This window comes from Mycobacterium sp. DL99 (assembly GCF_004762045.1).
Classification (GTDB): domain Bacteria; phylum Actinomycetota; class Actinomycetes; order Mycobacteriales; family Mycobacteriaceae; genus Mycobacterium.
Genome location: NZ_SJOM01000007.1, coordinates 4,431,231 through 4,450,229, shown reverse-complemented (window position 1 = coordinate 4,450,229; position 18,999 = coordinate 4,431,231). Strand labels below are relative to the sequence as shown.

The following is an 18,999-nucleotide window of genomic DNA, read 5'->3' as shown; positions in this document are numbered from 1 at the left end:
CTTCCATGGCGATTGTGGGAGTAGGCATCGATCTGGTTTCCATACCTGAGTTCGCCGAGCAGGTAGACCGGCCGGGAACCGTATTCGCCGAGACGTTCACGCCAGGTGAGCGCCGGGACGCCGCGGACAAGAGTTCGTCGGCGGCCCGGCACCTGGCGGCCCGGTGGGCGGCCAAGGAAGCTGTGATCAAGGCCTGGTCGAGTTCACGGTTCTCCAAGCGGCCGGCCCTGCCGGAGGGGATCCACCGCGATATCGAGGTGGTCACCGACATGTGGGGCCGGCCCAAGGTGCGGCTGTCCGGTGAGATCGCCAAGCACCTTGAGACGGTGACCATTCACGTCTCGCTCACCCATGAGGCCGATACCGCCGCCGCGGTGGCCATCATCGAGGAGCTCTGACCCTTCCTCCGCGAACAGACGCCTAGGTACCCGGATCGCCCCGATTTCGGGTACCGGAGCGTCTGCTCGCGCGGGGGTGGTGACGGTCTAGTGTCGTCAGCATGGCTGATGTCGTGCAGCGGGTGCAGCAGGTGTTGCCGTCGGTTCGGTCCGACCTGGAGGACCTGGTCCGCATCCAATCGGTGTGGGCCGACCCGGCCCGGCGTGACGAAGTGCACCGCAGTGCCGAGGCGGTCGCAAAGCTGTTGTCGGAAGCGGGCTTTCCCGACATTCGCATCGTCAGCGAAGGCGGTGCACCTGCGGTCATCGCGCACTACCCGGCACCGGCGGGAGTGCCCACGGTCTTGCTGTACGCCCATCATGACGTGCAGCCCGAAGGGGATCCGGCCCAGTGGGACTCCGCACCGTTCGAGCCCACCGAACGTAACGGCCGGCTCTACGGTCGCGGCACCGCCGACGACAAAGCTGGTATCGCAACACATCTGGCCGCGGTAAGGGCCTTCGACGGAAAGCCTCCGGTAGGCGTCACGGTGTTCGTCGAAGGCGAGGAGGAGTCCGGTTCGCCGTCACTGGGGGCATTGCTGGCTGCGCACAAAGACGCTTTGGCCGCCGACGTCATCATCATCGCCGACTCCGACAACTGGAGCACCGAGATCCCGGCGTTGACCGTGACGCTGCGTGGTCTGGCCGACTGCGTGGTCGAGGTGGCCACCCTGGATCACGGCCTGCATTCGGGCCTGTGGGGCGGCGTCGTGCCCGACGCGTTGAGCGTGCTGGTGCGACTGCTGGCCAGCCTGCACGACGACGACGGCAATGTCGCGGTCTCCGGCTTGCACCAAGCGACCGCGGCTGACGTGGACCGCGGTGCGCACTGGGTCCGCCAGGAGTCCGGCCTGTTGGACGGGGTGTCCGAAATCGGTTCCGGCTCAGTGGTGCAACGCATGTGGGCGAAGCCCGCCATCACCGTCATCGGCATCGACACCACATCCATCGACAAGTCGTCGAACACCCTGATTCCACGCGCCCGCGCCAAGATCAGCATGCGGGTCGCGCCCGGCGGCGACGCCCACTCACATCTGGAGGCGTTGACCCGTCACCTCGAAGCCCATGTCCCGTGGGGCGCTCAGGTCACCGTCACGCCCGGCGACGTCGGCCAGCCGTACGCGATCGAGGCCTCGGGGTCGGTGTATGACGCGGCCCGTTCGGCGTTCCGCACCGCCTGGGGAACCGATCCGGTGGACATGGGCATGGGCGGATCGATCCCGTTCATCGCCGAATTCGCCGAAGCGTTCCCGGCCGCGACGATTCTGGTGACCGGCGTCGAGGACCCCGGCACCCAGGCGCACAGCGTGAACGAAAGCCTGCACCTGGGCGTGCTGGAGAAAGCGGCGACGGCCGAGGCGCTGTTGCTCGAAGCGCTGGGCCGTTAAGCCGTCGGTGATTCAGACGCCGTAGGGCACGTGCCGGCACCAACGGAAAGTGCTCGGCAGGAGCGACAGCACTGCGGTCAGCGCGGCGAGGATGAAGCGGGCCAGGAAATCGCCGGCAGTGCCGGGGACAAGGACCAGCACTGCCAGCGTTTGCAACGCCATCACCGACGAAACCCCGGCCAGGATGTACAGGCCGGGGATCTTACGGCGGAGCAGTTGAACCGCCCCGATCAACAGCAGAATGCCGTAGATCAGGTAAGTCGCGAAGATCAGCGTCAGTAGTCCGGTACCGCCCGACCCGGATGCCACGGCGGGGATGCCGAGAACGACTCCGACCAGCATCGAGAGTCCGCCGAGCACACCGAGCGCCGCGGCGGTTTTCGCGGTGAATGCACTCGGCGGCGGGCCGGCCTCAGTGTCCATGTCGTCCATCCTGGCGGCCTCGCGGATCAGATGGACAGATCGCGGCGCAACTTGGCGACATGACCGGTGGCGCGCACGTTGTACTGCGCGACGGCGATCTTGCCCTTTTCGTCGACGACGAACGTCGAGCGGATGACGCCCTGAACGGTCTTGCCGTACATGGTCTTTTCGCCGAATGCACCCCAGGCCGTCAGCACCTCACGACCCGGATCGGACAGCAACGGGAAGGTCAGCTCTTCCTTGTCGCGGAACTTGGCGAGTTTCTCCGGCTTGTCGGGGGAGATGCCGACGACGTCGAGTCCGGCGCCGCTGAGTTCGGCGAGGCTGTCGCGGAAATCGCACGCCTGCTTGGTGCAGCCGGGCGTCGAGGCGGCGGGGTAGAAGTACACGATGACCTTGCGGCCCTTGTAGTCGGAGAGCTTGACGACGTTGCCGTCGGCGTCGGGCAGGCTGAAAGCCGGGGCGGTGTCTCCCACCTCGAGGCGCGGGGTTGGCGGCATGCGTGTATCCCTTCTTGTCGACCGGTTCCGTTGTCACGGCGCCGGCTGATCTAGGGTAGTGCGGCAGGGCAGCACGACGTGGAGCGGCTTGGAGGAGCAAACAGTGGCGAACCGGGACCCGGAGAGCATCAAGCGGGACATCGATCAGGCTCGCGATCAACTGGCGGTGACGGTCGACTCCCTGGCCGAGCGGGCCAACCCCCAGCGTCTGGCCGACGATTTCAAGTCGGCGGTGATCGGCTTCATCAAGAAGCCAGCCGTGACTGCGTCTTTGGCCGGTGCGGGCGTGCTGGTGGTGTTCGTGGTCGTTAGACGGATCAAGCGGCGCTGAGCTGATTTGCAGGGCGCGCTGTGCGCCCTGACGTGATACACGGCCGCTGGGCGACGTTTTGATACGCCGCCTCAGCGGCTCTGTGGTTTGATACGCCGCTCAGCGGCTCAGGCCTATTTGTGCCGCTCAGCGGCGGCGGAACAGGAGCCAGTCCGCCAACGAGAAACTCGGGGGATTGGCGACGCGTCCGAGCCGATTGCAGCTATACACCATGACGGGCTGATTCGCAGCAACAAATGCCGAGGTTGATGCAGCTGTGGGGTCGACGCCACCATCGGTAGCCATCAGCTAACACCTCTTATCTTGGCGCAACCGCCACGGGGTACCGAACCACAACGAATCAGCTAACTTGAGATTAACACGGCTTCTTGCGTCTGACCAGCGAAAGCGCTGGTATTGAATACTAGACAGTAACTTACGGCGACGTCAACATCTGACTTGCCCGGCGGCCGGTCATGTTGCGACGCAGTTATCAGCACATTGTCGGCAGGCGTCAGCGGAGTGGTTTTCCGCGTCGCCAGGGTCGCTCACCGCAAAGTAATTCGGAGGTTTGGGCGGCAGTCGTAGGGCGGGCCGCCGATGCATCCGCCGACGTCGGCGGATTCGCCGAAAGTTTGCTGTGGCTGTGGCGTCGTGTGACGTCGTGTGGCGCGGCATTGGCTCCTCTGCCGTGATTTGGTGGAGAAAACGATTGGCAAACGTGGGCTCGTCTGGTAGCCCGAGGGGTTCCGCGCAACTCGGTGCTGATCTGCCGCGGTAGCTGAAATCCGCTGCATCGCAGGGCGGGAACGGCTTTTTCTCGTGGAACCGGTTGCCAGTGCATAGGTGTCCAGCTAAGGTCGACTTCGGGTCAGGATAGGGGAGTCGGGCCTAGGTCTTCATCTCGGCCGCAACGCGGACCGAACGTTTGACAAGGGGGTATTGCGTTGCAGCTAACTTATTTTCCGTTTGCCAGGATTGCTGCATGTGCCTTCGCCGGTACAGCTGATCCCGACGGACTCATCGTCGGGATTCGCTGACAACACCCGATGGCTCATGTCGAACCTCTCGGTGGGGATGTGGGCCGTGGTCACACCGACTGGAGGTACCCATATGGCGCATGTGAGCGATGAAACCCTCGGCGATCTACGCCGGGAACTCGACCGCTTCAAAACCGAGCAGCACCGGGATAGCGGCTATGCCGCCGCGCATCTGGCAGGTGCGGTGGAGATGTTGTTGGAAGAGGCTGAACCCAGCATCGGCGACAGGCTCGCCGATCGGTATCGAGCCAGACAATAGATGTACCGCCGCAGTAACTCTCAACCCCTGAAACGCAGAAACCCTGCCGAGGCAGGGTTTTTGGTTGGTGCGCCGTCAGGGTTTCGAACCCCGGACCCGCTGATTAAGAGTCAGCTGCTCTACCAACTGAGCTAACGGCGCGCGTGAGAGAGACTAACAGGAGTTTCGCTCAACAGTGAAATCCGCTGGTGGCGGGCCTGGGACGTGGTTCCGGTGAGCCAGGGTTCCGCGGGCCCCTTAGACTATTGCCAAGAATTTGCCGTCGACCGTGCGAGGGGTAGGACGAACATGGCACAGGCCCAGACGGTGACCCGTCCGTATCGGGGTGTGTTCCGGCGAGCGGTGGTTGCCATGGTGCCGGCGATGATGCTGGGCCTGACGGCATGCGGGGGCGAAGATCCGCAGGGGCCGCAGCCGGTGATCACCGACAAGGGCACTCCTTACGGCGATCTGCTGGTGCCCAGGGTCAATGCCTCGGTGACCGACGGCGCGGTCGGGGTGACTGTCGATGCGCCGGTCACGGTGAGCGCCGAGAACGGTGTGCTCGGCGGTGTCACCATGACCAACGAAGACGGTGTCAGCGTCGCAGGGAAGTTCAGTGCTGACGGGCTGACGTGGTCGACCACCGACCGGCTGGACTACAACGAGCAGTACACCCTCAATGCGCAGTCGCTGGGGCTGGGTGGTGTCGCCAACCGCCGGCTGCGATTCGAGACGCACTCGCCGGCGAACCTGACGATGCCCTACGTCCTGCCCAACGATGGGGAAGTGGTCGGGGTGGGGCAGCCCATCGCCGTCCGCTTCGACGAGAACATCACCGACCGGGTGGCGGCTCAACGGGCCATCACGGTCAAGACCACTCCACGGGTCGAAGGCGCCTTCTATTGGCTCAACAACCGCGAAGTGCGTTGGCGTCCGGCCAAATACTGGAAGCCCGGCACCTCGGTGGACGTGTCCGTCAACACCTATGGCGTCGCGTTGGGCGACGGGTTGTTCGGCCAGGGCAACGTCACCACCCACTTCACGGTGGGCGACGAGGTGATCGCGTCCGCCGATGACAACACCAAGACGCTGACCATCCGGCGCAATGGCGAGGTCATCAAGGCCATGCCGATTTCGATGGGCAAGAACAGCTCTCCGACCAACAACGGCGTCTACATCATCGGTGATCGCTTCGACCACATGGTCATGGATTCGTCGACCTACGGGGTACCGGTCAACTCGCCCAACGGTTATCGCACCGAGGTCGACTTCGCGACTCAGATGTCCTACAGCGGTATCTACGTCCACGGGGCCCCGTGGTCGGTGGGCAGCCAGGGCTACAGCAATGTCAGCCACGGCTGCCTCAATGTCAGCACCGCCAATGCCCGCTGGTTCTACGAGAACACCAAACGCGGCGACATCGTCGAGGTGACCAACACCGTGGGCTCGGTGTTGCCGGGCACCGAGGGCCTGGGGGACTGGAACATTCCCTGGGACCAGTGGCGCACCGGCAACGCCAGCACCTGATTCTCGGCACCGCCCGATTACCTGCGCGGTAATCGACAACGCGTCTCCAATCGGTGAATCTGACTGAGTCCCAGTTGATTACCGTGAAAGAGGCGATATGGCCGAGATCGACGACACTGTCACCGCATACCTGCGCACCTGGAATGCCACCGATACCGTCGAGCGGCGGGCGCTGCTGGAACAGCATTGGGCGCCGAGCGTCACCTACACCGATCCGCTGGCTGAGGTGAGCGGGCACGACGGTATCTCCGGCGCCATCGAGTCCGTCCAGGCCCAGTTCCCGGGCTATGTGTTCACACTCGTCAGCGGACCGGACGCCCACCACCAGCAGGCGCGTTTTCAGTGGGGTCTCGGTCCGCGCGATGCCGAGCCGTTGGTGGTCGGGTTCGACGTGCTGTCCACCGACCCCGAAGGACGGATACAGACCGTTCTCGGGTTCCTGGACCGGGTGCCCGCCTGACTACTTCACAGCGCGGTCCAGTGCCGCAAGCGATTCGGTGAGGAAGTCGCTGTCGAACGGCGGCATCCCGCCGATCTGGTCGCGGAAGCTCTGCGGGGTGTCGGTCCAGTCGTAGGTGATGGTGACGTCGGTCCGGTCGCCGTTGGGGGCCAGGTCGTAGCGCCAGCTCCAGCCGCCCGGTGCATGGTGGCCGGCCTCGTCGAGCTGGCCGGGCAGCCAGGCGATGGTCCGGTCCTTGTCGAACGCGGTCACCAGGTTGTGCATGACGTAATGGCCCCCGGCGGCCGGCAGGAACATGTTGATCGCGAACATCTGGCCGGTCCCGGTGATCGGCTTGGGGTCGATCGCGTCGCGCACCCAGTCGCCGGGTTCGGTGTCGCAATGCCGGGCCGGGTCGGCCAGCACGGCGAACACCTGGGCCGGGGACGCGGAGATGGTCCGGGTGACGACGTAGCGTTCCTGGTCGGTTGATGCGGTCATCGAGAGTCCTTTCCATACAGGCGGGCAATATCCGGGCTGTCCAGCCAGCCCGAGTATGTGGGTTGCGATGGCCACCCTTCTGGGGAATCGAGCCATTCCTCCTGCCGGCCGTACGGCAGCAGGTCGATCAGGGCGAAGGAGTGGCTGAGCTGTTCGGTGCCGCGGCCGTTGGTGTGCCAGGTGCGGTACACGGTGTCGCCGTCACGCAGGAACACGTTGACCGCGAATCCGCCGCCCGGCGCAGCGTCGACGTCGGTACCGAACGAGCTCTCCGACGACGAGTACCAGTCCATCCGGTTACCGACCTTGTCGCGGTAGGCCAGTGCGTCGTCGATCGGTCCGTTGGTGACGATGACGAAACGGGCGTCGTAGTTGTTCAGGAAGTCGAGTCGGGTGAACTGCGACGTGAACCCCGTGCAGCCGCCGCACTGCCATTCGGCGCCGTCGGTCCACATGTGGTGGTAGGTGATCAGCTGGGTGCGACCGTCGAATATGTCGGCCAGCCGCACCGGGCCGTCCGCGCCCATGAGCGTGTAGTCCGGTAGCGCCACCATCGGCAGCCGTCGTCGTGCCGCGGCGATCGCGTCCAGTTCCCGGGTGGCGGCCTTCTCGCGACGCCGTAGGTCGTCGAGCGCGGTGCGCCAGGCGTGCTGGTCGACTATCGGAGGTTTTCCTGTCGTCATGAAGGGCTCCTGATTGCTGTTCGGAGAATCTCGTTCTCTTAAGTGGACCCACCGCGCGTCCGGAACTCATCGCACCCGGTAATGTCCGACGAGCGAAGGGTGGCCTAACACCTCGAGATGAACCATGGAGGTTGATCCAGAATGAGCGGTCAACGAGCCGATGCAGCCGGGCTGCGTCTCCTCGTCGTCGGTGCCTCGTCGGGCATCGGCCACGCTGTTGCGGTCAGTGCCACCGAACGCGGTGCCAAGGTCGCGGTGGCGGCACGGCGCATCGACCTGCTGAATTCCCTGGCGGAGGCGACCGGCGGGTACGCCTTCGAACTCGACGTCGAGGACTCCGCGGCGATCAGCCGGGTGGTCAACGACGCGGCGGACGCCCTGGGCGGCCTGGACGCTGTGGTGTTCACCAGCACGGTGATCCCGTTCGCCTACATCGAGGACACCGACGTAGCCACCTGGTTGCACGCATTCAGCGTCAACACCGTCGGCGCCAACAACGTGCTGCGTGCTGCGGCACCCCGACTGGCCGAGAACGGTGTGGTCCTGGTGGCGTCCAGCTACGACGTGGGCCGCCCGCGGGCCGGTGTGGCGGCGTACAGCGCCAGCAAGGCCGCCCTCGACGAGATCCTGCACTCCTGGCGCATCGAGCATCCCGAGCTGTCGCTGATCCGGGTCGGGGTCGGCCCCACCGATGACACCGAGATCCTTCGCGGCGCCGACCGCGACCTGCTGGACCAGTTGGTCACGACGTGGGTGGCCCAAGGTGCTCTGCCCGCCCGGATGTCGGCCCTGCGCGACGTCGCCAACACCCTGGTGTCGCTGGTGACCACCGCGTACGAGAATCCGACCGTGGTGCCCGAGGTCGTGCAGCTGGCGCCGCGGATCAAGAAGAAGGCCGGCGCGATCGACGCGACGAAGTAGCGGTCGGCCGGGGTGTCCCGGCTCGATCATTTCCTGGCCCGCCGTAGTGGATGGGCCCGTATCCGGCCAGGCGCATTTTTTACTGCCTGCTGTTGGCGGTGGACCGTAGGTGACCGCTGTTGTCGGCTTATGTCTTTGAGGCTGGCTGACACGTTCGAGTTCCTCTCTGCATGACTCTGCATCCGCCTGTGAGCGCGGTACTTTGTCGTCCAATCGTCACCAGATGCCCTGGGCGGCATTAACTGTCACTGCTCCTTCTCGGCGCGGTGCTGGGGCGATCTTGCAGAACCTGAAGCTGCTTCCGGCCGGCGTTTCTATGAGTTTCAAGAGATTCATTGATAATGACAATCATATTCAATAACTTGGACGCTTCGAGTAGACGGTCTACAAGGAGGGTTTCTCATGGCCGCGGTATGGATGGCCTCGCCGCCGGAGGTGCATTCCGCGTTGTTGAGTAGCGGCCCCGGCCCGGGAGCGATATTGGCCGCCGCCGGTGCGTGGTCATCGTTGAGCGTCGAATATGCCGCGATCGCAGAAGAACTCGCCACGGTGCTCGGCGGGGTGCAGGCTGGTGCGTGGCAAGGTCCGAGCTCGGAACGGTATGTGGCAGCTCATCTTCCGTATCTGGCGTGGCTGTACCAGGCCGGCGCCGACAGCGCTGCGGTCGCTGCCCGGCATGAAGCCGCAGCCGCGGCCTATGCCAGTGCCTTGGCGGGGATGCCCACTCTGGTCGAGTTGGCCGCCAACCATGCAAGGAACGCAGTCCTGTTGTCCACCAACTTCTTTGGTATCAACACCATTCCGATCGCCTTGAACGAGGCTGACTACGTGCGGATGTGGATCCTCGCTGCCACCACGATGACCGTCTATCAAGGCGTCTCTGAGGCCGCGGTGGCATCCACCCCGTCTACCCCGGCGGCGCCACGGATCCTGCACGGCGAGCATGACCACGATGACCATGACCATGACCATGACCATGACCATGACCACGACGATGACCACGGCCACGGAGACCTGAGCCCGCTCGACCCGCGATGGTGGCTGGAAGTCGGCCAGGAGCAGATCGAGAACATTCACTTGCTGATCGACAATCTGCTGAATGACCCCGCTGCGCTGTTGACCAACCTGCCCATGGTGTTGGCCGACATGGCTTTCCACGCGGCGCAGCTGTTGCAGGTGGTTGTCCAGCTGTCCCCGGCGCTGATTCAGCCGGCTCTGAGCATCGTGACCGCGAACCTGGGTTGGGCCATCGCAGGCTTGGCCGCAATCCAGCCGCCCGTATCCGGCGTCGCCGAGATTCCGCACGGCGCAGAACCGGGGTCCTGGCCGGCGGCCGGCGGAACATCGTCGGTTCCGAGCAGCTCGCCGGTTCCGACTACGCCCTCCGCTCCGGCGGTCCCCTCGGCCGGGGCGTCGGCAACCACAACCGCCACCTCCGCGCCGGCGCCATCCGCCGCCCCGGGCGGTGGGCCGGGGTTCTTCCCGCCGTACCTGATCGGCGCGCCCGGTGTCGGCGTCCCCGCCGCGGCACGAGCCAACGCCTCGGCCATCGCCAAGAAGAAAGCCTCCGAACCCGATATCGCTGCGGCCGTTGCCGGGGAATCAGCCCGAGAGGCGCGGGCCCGTCGGCGTCGACGAGCCGGGATGCGGGACCGAGGCCATGGCAACGAGTACATGGACCTCCAGGCCGATCCGCAGGAGAGCGCCTCCCCGGGGGCGGCGCAGACGGTGTCGGATCGCGGTGCGGGGCCGATGGGCTTTTCAGGTGTGCTCGACAAGGCAGAAACGACGACGACGGGGTTGACGACGTTGGGCGATGGGGGGTTCGGGGACGGTCCGAGCGCGCCGATGTTGCCGTCGACCTGGGATCCAGACGCGAAGGATTGAGTGCGCGCCGTAGGCGGTGAGACGAGTCATGCTCATCGTCTGGTCTCGCTGATAGCTGCAACACTCGGTGCGTGCAATGGGACTGGCTTTTTCTGACGGCGATGTCATGCGCACTTGTGGGCTGGCTGTTGCGCCTCACAAGGTCCGATGCCCCGCGTCTGCAACTCGCGGCCAACATTCTGCTGATCGGTGGTTTGACTGTCGTCGCAGCCGTCGTGGCGCTGTACGTGGCGTTCTTCGCCCTGCTGCTCTACTGCCCGGCGGCCTGGATCTTCGATGACGGCTGGCCGTTGACCGCGACGGTCTGGTTGCAGGCGACATTGATGATCGTGGCGGTCGTGGCCGCATTGCGGCGCAAGCTGGTCAGCCGGCTACCGGTGCTGGTGTTCGTCGTGACGACGCTGGGATTTGGTGCCTGGCTGTTTCTGCATCCGTGGGAGTGGGTTCCACGTCCGAGCTGAGTGGCGCGGGCAATGAACGCCGGCAATGAAACAGAAACGCCGCCTGCTTGCGCAGACGGCGTTCCCGATATCGGGGTGGCTGACGGGACTCGAACCCGCGACAGCCAGGATCACAACCTGGTGCTCTACCAACTGAACTACAGCCACCATCGCCGGTCAGCCTTTCGGCATATGCGGCTCGTAGATACTAACTGCTCGGGTGCTGTAGCGCCGAATCGGTTTCTGGCGCGTCGTCCTTCGGCGGGCCGAGCTCGGCCGCGATCGCAGCAATATCGCTGGTAGACGGCCCGGGCTGGGCGACGAACGCGGTCGAGCGGTAGTACTTGAGTTCGCGGATCGACTCGTGGATATCGGCCAGGGCGCGGTGGGCGAGGCCTTTTTCGGGCTGGCCGAAGTAGATCCGGGGGTACCAGCGGCGGCACAGTTCCTTGATCGAGCTGACGTCGATCATGCGGTAGTGCAGGTAATCGTCGAGTTTGGCCATGTCGCGGGCGATGAAGCCGCGGTCGGTGGCGATGGAGTTGCCGGCCAGGGGAGCGGCCTTGGCCGTCTTGACGTGGCCGCGGATGTAATCGAGCACCATCTCTTCGGCGGTGGCCACATCGACGGTCGACCGCCGGACTTCTTCGATCAGCCCGGACCGAGTGTGCATCTGTTTGACCACGTCGACCATGGAAGACAGCGCCTCGTCGTCGGTGTGAATGACCACGTCCAGGCCGTCACCGAGGATATTCAGGTCTGCATCGGTGACCAGAACCGCGATCTCGATCAGCCGATCGGACTTGAGGTCCAGGCCGGTCATCTCACAATCGATCCATACCAGTTCGTCTCGCACGAAGATCCACAGTATTCCCATACCGGGCGAGGGGTTGCCACACCCACCACGCGCGCCGCCCGGCAAGTAGTGTCAGACCCCGATTGGCTCGTTCGCGCAAACTGGGAGGACCGCGGCATGACCACCGAATCGACAGCTACCCCCGCGCAGCAGATCGCTGCGGGTTACGCAGTCGAAGGCCAGGCATTGGAATTGGGAACGGTAGTCGTCGACGGCGCCGTCGACCCGGCCGCGCAGGTCCGCATCCCGTTGGCCACGGTCAACCGGCACGGGTTGATCGCGGGTGCCACCGGTACCGGTAAGACCAAGACGTTGCAGGTGATCGCCGAGCAGCTCTCGGGGGCCGGCGTTCCGGTGCTGATGGCCGACGTCAAGGGCGACTTGTCCGGCCTGGCCCGCCCCGGAACCGCCAACGACAAGACCGATCAGCGCGCCAAGGACACCGGTGACAGCTGGACGCCGACGGCGTTCCCGGTGGAGTTCCTGTCGCTGGGCACCGAGGGCATCGGGGTTCCGGTCCGGGCCACCATCACCAGCTTCGGCCCGATCTTGCTGTCAAAGGTATTGGGGCTCAACGCTACTCAGGAGTCCACCCTGGGGTTGATCTTCCACTGGGCCGACCAGAAGGGTCTGCCGCTGCTGGATATCAAGGATCTGCGTTCGGTAATCCAGTACCTCACCAGCGACGAGGGTAAACCCGAGCTCAAAGCGCTCGGCGCGGTGTCGCCGACCACCGCGGGGGTCATCCTGCGCGCGCTGGTCAACCTCGAGGCCGAGGGTGCCGACACCTTCTTCGGGGAGCCGGAGCTGGAACCCAAGGATCTGCTGAGGACCGATGCCCAGGGCCGCGGCATCATCACGCTGCTGGAATTGGGCGCCCAGGCGGCGCGGCCGGTGATGTTCTCCACCTTCCTGATGTGGGTGCTGGCCGACCTGTTCACCACGTTGCCCGAGATCGGCGATGTCGACAAACCCAAGTTGGTGTTCTTCTTCGACGAGGCGCATCTGCTGTTCAACGACGCCTCCAAGGCTTTCCTCGATCAGGTGGAGCAGACGGTCAAGCTGATCCGCTCCAAGGGCGTCGGCGTGTTTTTCTGCACCCAGCTGCCCACCGACATCCCCAACAACGTGCTGTCCCAGCTGGGCGCCCGGGTGCAGCATGCGTTGCGCGCCTTCACACCTGATGACCAGAAGGCCCTGTCGAAGACGGTGCGCACCTACCCCAAGACCGATGTCTACGACCTGGAGAACGCACTGACGTCGTTGGGTATCGGCGAGGCGGTCGTCACCGTGCTCTCGGAGAAGGGTGCGCCGACGCCGGTGGCCTGGACTCGGATGCGGGCGCCGCGGTCGTTGATGGACACGATTGGCACAGACGCGATCACAGCGGCCGCCAAGGCCAGCCCGCTGCAGGCCACCTATGGCCAGACCGTGGACCGTGATTCGGCGTACGAGCGGCTGGCCGCCAAACTGGCCCCGCCGCCGTCGGCCGAGGATCCGGGCGGCTTCGCCGGGGTCGAGGCCTCAGGTGAGATCGAGGCGATGCCCGCCCCCGCACAGCCCCAAGAGCCGGGGATGCTCGAGCAGGTGATCAAGAGTTCGGCGTTCAAGAGCGCCATGCGCTCGGCGGGCACCGTCATCGGCCGCGAGATCACCCGCAGCATCTTCGGGACCGGCCGCCGCCGCTGAGCGGCGAATCAGGCTGCCGCCGCTGAGCGCAGCGCCGTTTTCCACGTCAGGGTCGTCGTCCGTGACTTGAGTTCAAGTGAGGATCAACAGCCCTGGCGTAGAAAACGGCGCCGAGAAGGCGAGAAGTTGAGAAGCCGAGAAGCGCAAGAAAACTAGCCGCCGCCGAGCTTCTTGTAGACAGCGCCGACGATCGGCGTGACGATGCCGCGCGGCGCGTAGCCGCTGGCCATCGACATGGCCTTGGACGTGACGCCGGGAACCACGCGCATCTTGTTCTTGTCGAGGCCGTCCAATGAGAGCTTGGCGGTGTATTCGGTTGAGATCCATAGGAAGTCGGGGATCAGTCGTTCGACCAGGGACTGCTCGGACGCGTCGGGCAGCTCGGTGCGGACCGGGCCCGGCGCCAGCACGGTGACGTGCACGCCCGCGCCCTTGAGCTCGCCGCGCAGCGACTCGCTGAACGTGTTGGCGAACGCCTTGGACGCCGCGTAGGTGGCGTTGTTGGGGATCGGTGAGTTGCCTGCCGCCGATCCGGAGGTCAGGATGCCGCCGGAGCCGCGCTTGACCATTCCGGGCAACACCGCCAAGACCAGATCGTGCACGCCGAGCACGTTCAGCTGCACCTGCGCCTTCTCGCCGGCCGGATCGAGGTCGACGACCGGGCCGAAGGTCGCGGTGCCCGCATTGGCGCACAGGATCGAGATTTCGCGCTGGGCCAGTTCGTCGCACAGGACGCCTCGGGCCGTGGGGTCGACGAGGTCGACGGCACGCACCTCGACGATCACGCCGTAGCGCTCGGTGAGACGTTGCGCCAGTGACGTCAGCACGTCCTCCCGTCGCGCGGTGATGATGAGGTTGTGGCCGCGGGCGGCGAGTTCGGTGGCCAACGCTTCGCCGATGTTCTGCGAGGCGCCGGTGACCACGGCACGGGCATCCGGACTGGGTGCGGGTACTGGCATGCGGCCAATCCTAAGAGGAGCGGGAGGCCATAAGGTGGCGGGCATGACGAACCCAGGGCGAGCGAGGGTGCTCGCGTGGGCATTGTGGGACTGCGGCGCGACGGGCCTCAACGCCATCGTCGTCACCTTCGTGTTCTCGGTGTACCTGACCGGCAGCGTCGGGGCGGATCTCCCCGGGGACACCACGCCGGCCAGCTGGCTGGGCCGGGCCATGACGGTCGCCGGTCTCATGGTGGCCCTGCTGGCCCCCGTGACGGGTATCTGGGTCGACGCGCCGCAGCGGCGGCGCGGGGTGCTGGCCGTGATGACCGGTGCGGCCGTGATGTTCACGGCGGCGATGAGCCTGATCCGTGACGACCACCGCTACCTGATGCCCGGCCTCATCCTGCTGGCCTGCACCGCAGCCTGCAACGAGCTGGCCACCGTGCCCTACAACGCCATGCTGCGACAGCTGTCCACTCCCGAGACGTCCGGCCGGACCTCCGGGCTGGGCCTGGCGTTGGGCTATGCCGGCAGCGTCGTGCTGTTGCTGCTGGCCTACGTCGGGTTCATCGCCGGTGACGGGGACACCCGTGGCCTGCTGGGCATTCCGGCCGCAGACGGGCAGAACGTGCGGGCGGTGATGCTGCTCACCGCGGTCTGGTTCGTGTTGTTCGCGCTGCCGATCTTCATCGTTGTGCCGCGGGTGACCGACGCAGTCCCGGTCGAACGCATCGGCTTCTTCGGTGCCTACCGCAAGTTGTGGGCCGAGATCCGCAGTGAATGGCAGCGCGACCGCAATGTCGTCTACTACCTGGTGGCGAGCGCGGTGTTCCGCGACGGGTTGGCCGGGGTCTTCGCGTTCGGAGCGGTGCTGGGTGTCAACGTCTACGGCATCTCGCAGGCGGACGTGTTGTTGTTCGGGATCAGTGCCTGCGTGATCGCGGCGGTCGGGGCTGTCAGCGGTGGCCTGCTCGATGATCGGGTGGGCTCCAAGCCCGTCATCGTCGGATCTCTGGTCTGCCTCATCGTGGTGGCGCTGTCCCTGCTCATGCTGTCAGGACCGGTGGCCTTCTGGGTGTGTGGCCTGCTGCTGTGCCTGTTCATCGGGCCGACGCTGTCCTCGGCGCGCACCTTGATGCTGCGGATCACCGCGGACGGCAAGGAAGGCGTGGCGTTCGGGCTCTACACGACCGTCGGACGCGCGGCCTCGTTCCTGGCCCCGTGGCTGTTCTTCACCTTCATCGACTTCTTCGGCGCCGACCGCGCCGGGATGGGCGGTCTGGTCCTGGTGTTGGTCGTGGGACTGGCGGGCATGCTCGCCGTGCGGGTGCCCGCACGGCAGCCCGGTCCCGCCGTACCGACGCCGTGAGCCCACGGAGACTTACCGACTCCGTCGGCTCACGGTTCAGGGAGTGCCGACGCAGATCGTGATTCCCGAGCCGGTGCGGTGCTGGGTTTGCACACCGTTGACGGTCACGGTGCAGGCGACGTCAGGGCCGAAGTTCACGACGCTCACACTGGCGGTTTCGGTCGCGGGTGCGGCGAGCTCGACCTGCTTGCTCCACGGCAGCGGGACGTTGAACTCGGTCTGGAGCATGTTGCCGGTGTCCAGGTAGGTGATGTTGATGGCCCGGCCCTCGCCGGTGACCTCGTAGGTGACGCTCTCGGTGGGCCCACCAGGGGTGGTCGCCGTGGGCGGCGCGGTGGTGGGCGCCGGGATCGTGCGCGGAGCGCGCGAGGTCGTGGTGGGCGCCGTCGGCGACACGCTGAAGCTTGGTTGCGGGGTGATCGGCTGCGGTGCGACCACGGTCTCCTGGCTTGACCCGTTGGCGATCACCAACGCGATGACGAGGCCCAGGACCACCAGGATCGCGACCGCCGCCAGGATCCACAGCCACAGCCGGGGTTCGTGGTTGTCGGGCTCCGGCGGGGCAGGGGTGCCCGGCGGTGGGGAACCGGCCCCGTATTGGCCGGTTGCGCCTGCGTCGTATCCGTAGGGAGGGTAGGACGGCAGCTGTTGGGTGGGATTCGGCGCCGAGGATCCAGCCGGTGGCGCCGGATTGGGTACAGCCGGGTACGAGCCCTGATACGGCGGCTGGTTCGAGTACGCCGGATCGGGATAGTCCACGGGGTAGCCGCTACCGAACGATTGGGTCGGCTCGGATCCGTCGCGGCGTGGTGAATCGGTCATGCCCACCTCATGGCTGCGAGGGTACCTGTGCGGATGCTCAGTCCGCTGCGGCCGAGGTCGCGGCGAGCGAGTTGCGGGGACATGCTGGAGTGGACCGCAGAAGTGACGGGAGGACGCGAGGTGGCCGCAGATCGGCATGTGCGGGTGAACTACGGCGCGTCGTTGTCACCGGATGCGACGGCTTTTGCCCACTTGGTCGACGACGGCGGCTACCCGCGCGCGGTGCAGCGGTTCCTGCGCGGCTGGCGGGCCAGCTCCTCACGCGACGTCGAGCTGCCCGTGGTCGGGCCCGTGACGAAGGTCATCCATTCCGCCGACGGCCACTGGCTGGCCTGCCAGGTGGCCCCCGAAGGCGGGACCCGCAGCCAGATCTGGGTGGTGACCACCGATCCCGACGACCGTGACGCGCGCAGGATCGACTACTGGCCGGCCGACGCCGAAGGCACCGCGGAACTCATCAGCTGGGACGGCACCCAGGTCGCGGCGATCCTCACCGGGGAGGACGGCGTCGGCAGTTCGTGCCTGATCGATCCGGCCACCGGGGACACCCTCGTGCTCGACCGGCGCTCGGGCGGTCGGCTCGTGGACGCGTGGGCGGGCGCATCGCTGGTACGGGTCGGCCCGCGCGGATACCAGGAGCTCATCATGTTGTGGGGGCTCACCGAAATTGCGCTGCTGCCATCGGATCCCGGCTCGGTCACCGATTTCGGTGTGATCCTCGACGATCACACCCCGCGCCGGCTCCGCAGTGGTATCGACGGCGAGACCACGCTGTACCACCCGGCCGGCACGTACGGGCCCAACAGCACCGAGGGATTCGTGCGGGCACTGATCCGCAGTGACAACGGCGCCGCGCATGCGCGTCTGCTGGAGGTCACCGTCACTGCCGAGGGGGTGACGTATCACGTCGTCGCGGAGCGGGCCGGCTATGAGCTCGACGAGTTCGTGGTCAGTGACGATCTGTCCACGGTCGCGTTGTTGTGGAACATCGACGGCCGCAGCGAGCTGCAGATCCTGGAGTATGCCGACGAGACGCTGTCGGCACCGATTCCGCTGCCCGGTCCGGTTGCCGGTGAGCTGAGTATCAGCGCGGGCGGCTCGATGGTGGCGGTGACGGTGCAGGGGCCGTCGCTGCCGCGCACGGTCGAACTCGTCGATCCACGTTCACTGGAATGGGAGCGGATCGACCGGGAGCCGAGCAGCGGACCGTTGACCTCGGCGCCGACGCTGGAACGGATCACCGCGCGCGACGGGTTGGAGCTCACCGGGTGGTTGTACCGGCCGCACGGCGAGGTGGTGGGCGCGGCGATGTTTCTGCACGGCGGCCCGGAGGGGCAGGCGCGGCCCGAATACAACGAGATCTTCCCGGCGCTGCTCGATGCCGGCATCGCGGTGCTGACGCCGAATGTGCGAGGCTCGGGCGGATTCGGCCGGGCATTCGTGCACGCCGACGACAAGGAGTTGCGGTTCGCCGCGATCGACGACGTCGCCGATTGCGCCCGGTATCTGCTCGACCTGGGGATCGCGCCGGCCGACCGGCTGGCCTGTACCGGATGGTCGTACGGCGGCTATCTGACCCAGGCGGCATTGGCTTTTCATCCAGAGTTGTTCGCCGCGGGCATCAGCATCTGCGGGATGAGCGACCTGAACACCTTCTATCGCACCACCGAGCCGTGGATCGCGGCGGCGTCCTATCCTGAATACGGCCATCCGGTTGCGGATCATGATCTGCTGGAACGGCTTTCGCCGCTGCCGAAGGCAGATCAGGTGATCGCGCCACTGTTGCTGGTGCACGGCGGCAACGACACCAACGTGCCGCCTGACGAGTCGCGTCAGATGTATGACGCGCTCACCGTGCTGGGGCGTACCGCCGAACTCCTCATCTTCGAGGACGACGGGCACGAGATCGCCAAGCGGGAGAACCGTGCCGTGCTGGTCGATGCCGCGACCCGTTGGTTGGCCAAGGCGTTCGGCGTCTAGCCGCTTGCGGTGAGCGCCGCCAGTGTCATCCGGCGCAGTACCGCGCGTGAATGTGTCTTGGGTGCAGCGGGTCTCACGCTGTACGGGGTGGAGTTCAGCAGGCCGAACGCGGCATGGGCCATCACCCGGGCATCGTCCTCGGTCAGGTCCGGGTCGAGCCGCGTCAGGACCGTCACCCAGATCTCCACATACTGACGCTGGGCGCGGCGCACCTGTCGTCTGGCCGTATCGGGAAGGTGGGCCAGGTCGCGGTCCTGGATGCGGATCAGGTCGGATTCACCGAAGACGAAGTCGAGGTGGAAGTCCACCAGGGCGTCCAGCGACTCTGCGGGGTCGTCGGTCCGCGCGGTGACTTCCTGTGCCCCGGCAAGCAGGCGGGTACTGATCCCGACGAGCAGTTCGACCAGCAGGGCTTCCTTGTTGGGGAAATGCCGGTAGATGGCAGGTCCGCTGATTCCGACCGCCGAGCCGATGTCCTCCAGGCGCACCGCGAGATAGCCGCGTTCGGCCACCAGCCGCTCGGCGGCAGCGATCAGCTGGCTACGGCGATCGGATTTGGCCTTACTGCGACGAGTGACGGCGCTGTCGGGCATGGCGCCTCC

The 18,999-nt window shown here is 66.0% G+C and carries 20 protein-coding genes and 2 tRNA genes; 12 read left to right on the top strand and 10 right to left on the bottom strand.

The window, feature by feature from the left end; all coding sequences use genetic code 11:
- The first annotated feature begins 5 nt into the window (after positions 1–5).
- Positions 6–398 carry a holo-ACP synthase AcpS gene (gene acpS / locus EYZ64_RS21715; RefSeq protein WP_029110067.1) on the top strand — a complete coding sequence of 131 codons (393 nt, stop codon included), beginning with the start codon at positions 6–8 and terminating at the stop codon, positions 396–398.
- A gap of 101 nt (positions 399–499) precedes the next feature.
- The gene (locus EYZ64_RS21710; RefSeq protein WP_135456592.1) at positions 500–1,828 is read left to right on the top strand and encodes a dipeptidase; all 1,329 of its coding nucleotides are present in this window, start codon (positions 500–502) and stop codon (positions 1,826–1,828) included.
- 12 nt (positions 1,829–1,840) lie between these two features.
- Here EYZ64_RS21710 and EYZ64_RS21705 read toward each other — a convergent pair whose 3' ends face one another.
- Together EYZ64_RS21705 and bcp are read right to left on the bottom strand one after the other, a co-directional pair.
- Positions 1,841–2,251, bottom strand: coding sequence for a hypothetical protein (locus EYZ64_RS21705; RefSeq protein WP_135456590.1), 411 nt, complete (start codon positions 2,249–2,251; stop codon positions 1,841–1,843).
- 26 nt (positions 2,252–2,277) lie between these two features.
- Positions 2,278–2,751, bottom strand: a complete 474-nt coding sequence (gene bcp / locus EYZ64_RS21700) for a thioredoxin-dependent thiol peroxidase (protein ID WP_135456588.1) — start codon at positions 2,749–2,751, stop codon at positions 2,278–2,280.
- 103 nt (positions 2,752–2,854) lie between these two features.
- Between bcp and EYZ64_RS21695 the strand changes: the two genes are divergently transcribed.
- Positions 2,855–3,082 carry a DUF3618 domain-containing protein gene (locus EYZ64_RS21695; RefSeq protein ID WP_044524135.1) on the top strand — a complete coding sequence of 76 codons (228 nt, stop codon included), beginning with the start codon at positions 2,855–2,857 and terminating at the stop codon, positions 3,080–3,082.
- A 1,092-nt stretch (positions 3,083–4,174) separates the two neighbouring features.
- On the top strand, positions 4,175–4,360 hold the full coding sequence (locus tag EYZ64_RS21690) for a hypothetical protein (RefSeq protein ID WP_167857918.1): 186 nt from the start codon (positions 4,175–4,177) through the stop codon (positions 4,358–4,360).
- 65 nt (positions 4,361–4,425) lie between these two features.
- Here EYZ64_RS21690 and EYZ64_RS21685 read toward each other — a convergent pair.
- Positions 4,426–4,501 (bottom strand) — tRNA-Lys (locus EYZ64_RS21685).
- A 147-nt stretch (positions 4,502–4,648) separates the two neighbouring features.
- Between EYZ64_RS21685 and EYZ64_RS21680 the strand changes: the two genes are divergently transcribed.
- Both EYZ64_RS21680 and EYZ64_RS21675 read left to right on the top strand, forming a co-directional pair.
- On the top strand, positions 4,649–5,869 hold the full coding sequence (locus EYZ64_RS21680; protein ID WP_167857917.1) for a L,D-transpeptidase: 1,221 nt from the start codon (positions 4,649–4,651) through the stop codon (positions 5,867–5,869).
- Positions 5,870–5,966: 97 nt separating this feature from the next.
- Positions 5,967–6,329: a nuclear transport factor 2 family protein gene (locus EYZ64_RS21675; protein ID WP_135456586.1), complete on the top strand. Its 363-nt coding sequence runs from the start codon at positions 5,967–5,969 to the stop codon at positions 6,327–6,329.
- Here the strand turns inward: EYZ64_RS21675 and EYZ64_RS21670 are convergent, their stop codons facing one another.
- Together EYZ64_RS21670 and EYZ64_RS21665 are read right to left on the bottom strand one after the other, a co-directional pair.
- The gene (locus tag EYZ64_RS21670) at positions 6,330–6,809 is read right to left on the bottom strand and encodes an SRPBCC family protein (protein ID WP_135456584.1); all 480 of its coding nucleotides are present in this window, start codon (positions 6,807–6,809) and stop codon (positions 6,330–6,332) included. It lies immediately after the preceding gene.
- Positions 6,806–7,492, bottom strand: a complete 687-nt coding sequence (locus EYZ64_RS21665) for a DUF899 domain-containing protein (protein ID WP_135456582.1) — start codon at positions 7,490–7,492, stop codon at positions 6,806–6,808. Before EYZ64_RS21665 ends, EYZ64_RS21670 begins: the two co-directional genes overlap by 4 nt.
- A gap of 141 nt (positions 7,493–7,633) precedes the next feature.
- Between EYZ64_RS21665 and EYZ64_RS21660 the strand changes: the two genes are divergently transcribed.
- The 3 genes from EYZ64_RS21660 (at position 7,634) to EYZ64_RS21650 (ending at position 10,761) form a co-directional block, all read left to right on the top strand.
- On the top strand, positions 7,634–8,413 hold the full coding sequence (locus EYZ64_RS21660; protein WP_135456580.1) for an SDR family oxidoreductase: 780 nt from the start codon (positions 7,634–7,636) through the stop codon (positions 8,411–8,413).
- Positions 8,414–8,815: 402 nt separating this feature from the next.
- Positions 8,816–10,300, top strand: coding sequence for a PPE family protein (locus tag EYZ64_RS21655; protein WP_135456578.1), 1,485 nt, complete (start codon positions 8,816–8,818; stop codon positions 10,298–10,300).
- 101 nt (positions 10,301–10,401) lie between these two features.
- Positions 10,402–10,761 (top strand): hypothetical protein, encoded by a 360-nt coding sequence (locus EYZ64_RS21650; protein ID WP_135456576.1) that lies wholly within the window; start codon positions 10,402–10,404, stop codon positions 10,759–10,761.
- A gap of 74 nt (positions 10,762–10,835) precedes the next feature.
- Here the strand turns inward: EYZ64_RS21650 and EYZ64_RS21645 are convergent.
- Both EYZ64_RS21645 and orn read right to left on the bottom strand, forming a co-directional pair.
- Positions 10,836–10,908 (bottom strand) — tRNA-His (locus EYZ64_RS21645).
- A gap of 40 nt (positions 10,909–10,948) precedes the next feature.
- Positions 10,949–11,596 carry an oligoribonuclease gene (orn, locus tag EYZ64_RS21640; protein ID WP_167857916.1) on the bottom strand — a complete coding sequence of 216 codons (648 nt, stop codon included), beginning with the start codon at positions 11,594–11,596 and terminating at the stop codon, positions 10,949–10,951.
- 117 nt (positions 11,597–11,713) lie between these two features.
- Between orn and EYZ64_RS21635 the strand changes: the two genes are divergently transcribed.
- Positions 11,714–13,285, top strand: coding sequence for a helicase HerA-like domain-containing protein (locus EYZ64_RS21635; protein ID WP_135456572.1), 1,572 nt, complete (start codon positions 11,714–11,716; stop codon positions 13,283–13,285).
- A 152-nt stretch (positions 13,286–13,437) separates the two neighbouring features.
- Here EYZ64_RS21635 and cmrA read toward each other — a convergent pair whose 3' ends face one another.
- Positions 13,438–14,244, bottom strand: coding sequence for a mycolate reductase (gene cmrA / locus EYZ64_RS21630; RefSeq protein WP_135456570.1), 807 nt, complete (start codon positions 14,242–14,244; stop codon positions 13,438–13,440).
- A 43-nt stretch (positions 14,245–14,287) separates the two neighbouring features.
- Between cmrA and EYZ64_RS21625 the strand changes: the two genes are divergently transcribed.
- The gene (locus tag EYZ64_RS21625) at positions 14,288–15,595 is read left to right on the top strand and encodes an MFS transporter (protein WP_135456568.1); all 1,308 of its coding nucleotides are present in this window, start codon (positions 14,288–14,290) and stop codon (positions 15,593–15,595) included.
- Between the two features lie 36 nt (positions 15,596–15,631).
- On the opposite strand, the gene EYZ64_RS21620 is transcribed toward EYZ64_RS21625, so the two are convergent.
- On the bottom strand, positions 15,632–16,417 hold the full coding sequence (locus EYZ64_RS21620; protein WP_135456566.1) for an MmpS family transport accessory protein: 786 nt from the start codon (positions 16,415–16,417) through the stop codon (positions 15,632–15,634).
- An 81-nt stretch (positions 16,418–16,498) separates the two neighbouring features.
- On the opposite strand from EYZ64_RS21620, the gene EYZ64_RS21615 reads away from it, so the two are divergent.
- Positions 16,499–18,397, top strand: a complete 1,899-nt coding sequence (locus EYZ64_RS21615) for an alpha/beta hydrolase family protein (RefSeq protein WP_286175083.1) — start codon at positions 16,499–16,501, stop codon at positions 18,395–18,397.
- Here the strand turns inward: EYZ64_RS21615 and EYZ64_RS21610 are convergent.
- Positions 18,394–18,990 (bottom strand): SACE_7040 family transcriptional regulator, encoded by a 597-nt coding sequence (locus EYZ64_RS21610; protein WP_135456564.1) that lies wholly within the window; start codon positions 18,988–18,990, stop codon positions 18,394–18,396. The genes EYZ64_RS21615 and EYZ64_RS21610 overlap by 4 nt on opposite strands.
- Between the last annotated feature and the right edge of the window lie 9 nt (positions 18,991–18,999).

Coding starts and splice junctions, on each gene's coding strand:
- acpS (WP_029110067.1), top strand. CDS start 6: ATGGCGATTGTGGGAGTAGGCATCGATCTGGTTTCCATACCTGAGTTC.
- EYZ64_RS21710 (WP_135456592.1), top strand. CDS start 500: ATGGCTGATGTCGTGCAGCGGGTGCAGCAGGTGTTGCCGTCGGTTCGG.
- EYZ64_RS21705 (WP_135456590.1), bottom strand. CDS start 2,251: ATGGACACTGAGGCCGGCCCGCCGCCGAGTGCATTCACCGCGAAAACC.
- bcp (WP_135456588.1), bottom strand. CDS start 2,751: ATGCCGCCAACCCCGCGCCTCGAGGTGGGAGACACCGCCCCGGCTTTC.
- EYZ64_RS21690 (WP_167857918.1), top strand. CDS start 4,175: ATGGCGCATGTGAGCGATGAAACCCTCGGCGATCTACGCCGGGAACTC.
- EYZ64_RS21680 (WP_167857917.1), top strand. CDS start 4,649: ATGGCACAGGCCCAGACGGTGACCCGTCCGTATCGGGGTGTGTTCCGG.
- EYZ64_RS21675 (WP_135456586.1), top strand. CDS start 5,967: ATGGCCGAGATCGACGACACTGTCACCGCATACCTGCGCACCTGGAAT.
- EYZ64_RS21670 (WP_135456584.1), bottom strand. CDS start 6,809: ATGACCGCATCAACCGACCAGGAACGCTACGTCGTCACCCGGACCATC.
- EYZ64_RS21665 (WP_135456582.1), bottom strand. CDS start 7,492: ATGACGACAGGAAAACCTCCGATAGTCGACCAGCACGCCTGGCGCACC.
- EYZ64_RS21660 (WP_135456580.1), top strand. CDS start 7,634: ATGAGCGGTCAACGAGCCGATGCAGCCGGGCTGCGTCTCCTCGTCGTC.
- EYZ64_RS21655 (WP_135456578.1), top strand. CDS start 8,816: ATGGCCGCGGTATGGATGGCCTCGCCGCCGGAGGTGCATTCCGCGTTG.
- EYZ64_RS21650 (WP_135456576.1), top strand. CDS start 10,402: ATGTCATGCGCACTTGTGGGCTGGCTGTTGCGCCTCACAAGGTCCGAT.
- EYZ64_RS21635 (WP_135456572.1), top strand. CDS start 11,714: ATGACCACCGAATCGACAGCTACCCCCGCGCAGCAGATCGCTGCGGGT.
- cmrA (WP_135456570.1), bottom strand. CDS start 14,244: ATGCCAGTACCCGCACCCAGTCCGGATGCCCGTGCCGTGGTCACCGGC.
- EYZ64_RS21625 (WP_135456568.1), top strand. CDS start 14,288: ATGACGAACCCAGGGCGAGCGAGGGTGCTCGCGTGGGCATTGTGGGAC.
- EYZ64_RS21620 (WP_135456566.1), bottom strand. CDS start 16,417: ATGACCGATTCACCACGCCGCGACGGATCCGAGCCGACCCAATCGTTC.
- EYZ64_RS21615 (WP_286175083.1), top strand. CDS start 16,499: ATGCTGGAGTGGACCGCAGAAGTGACGGGAGGACGCGAGGTGGCCGCA.
- EYZ64_RS21610 (WP_135456564.1), bottom strand. CDS start 18,990: ATGCCCGACAGCGCCGTCACTCGTCGCAGTAAGGCCAAATCCGATCGC.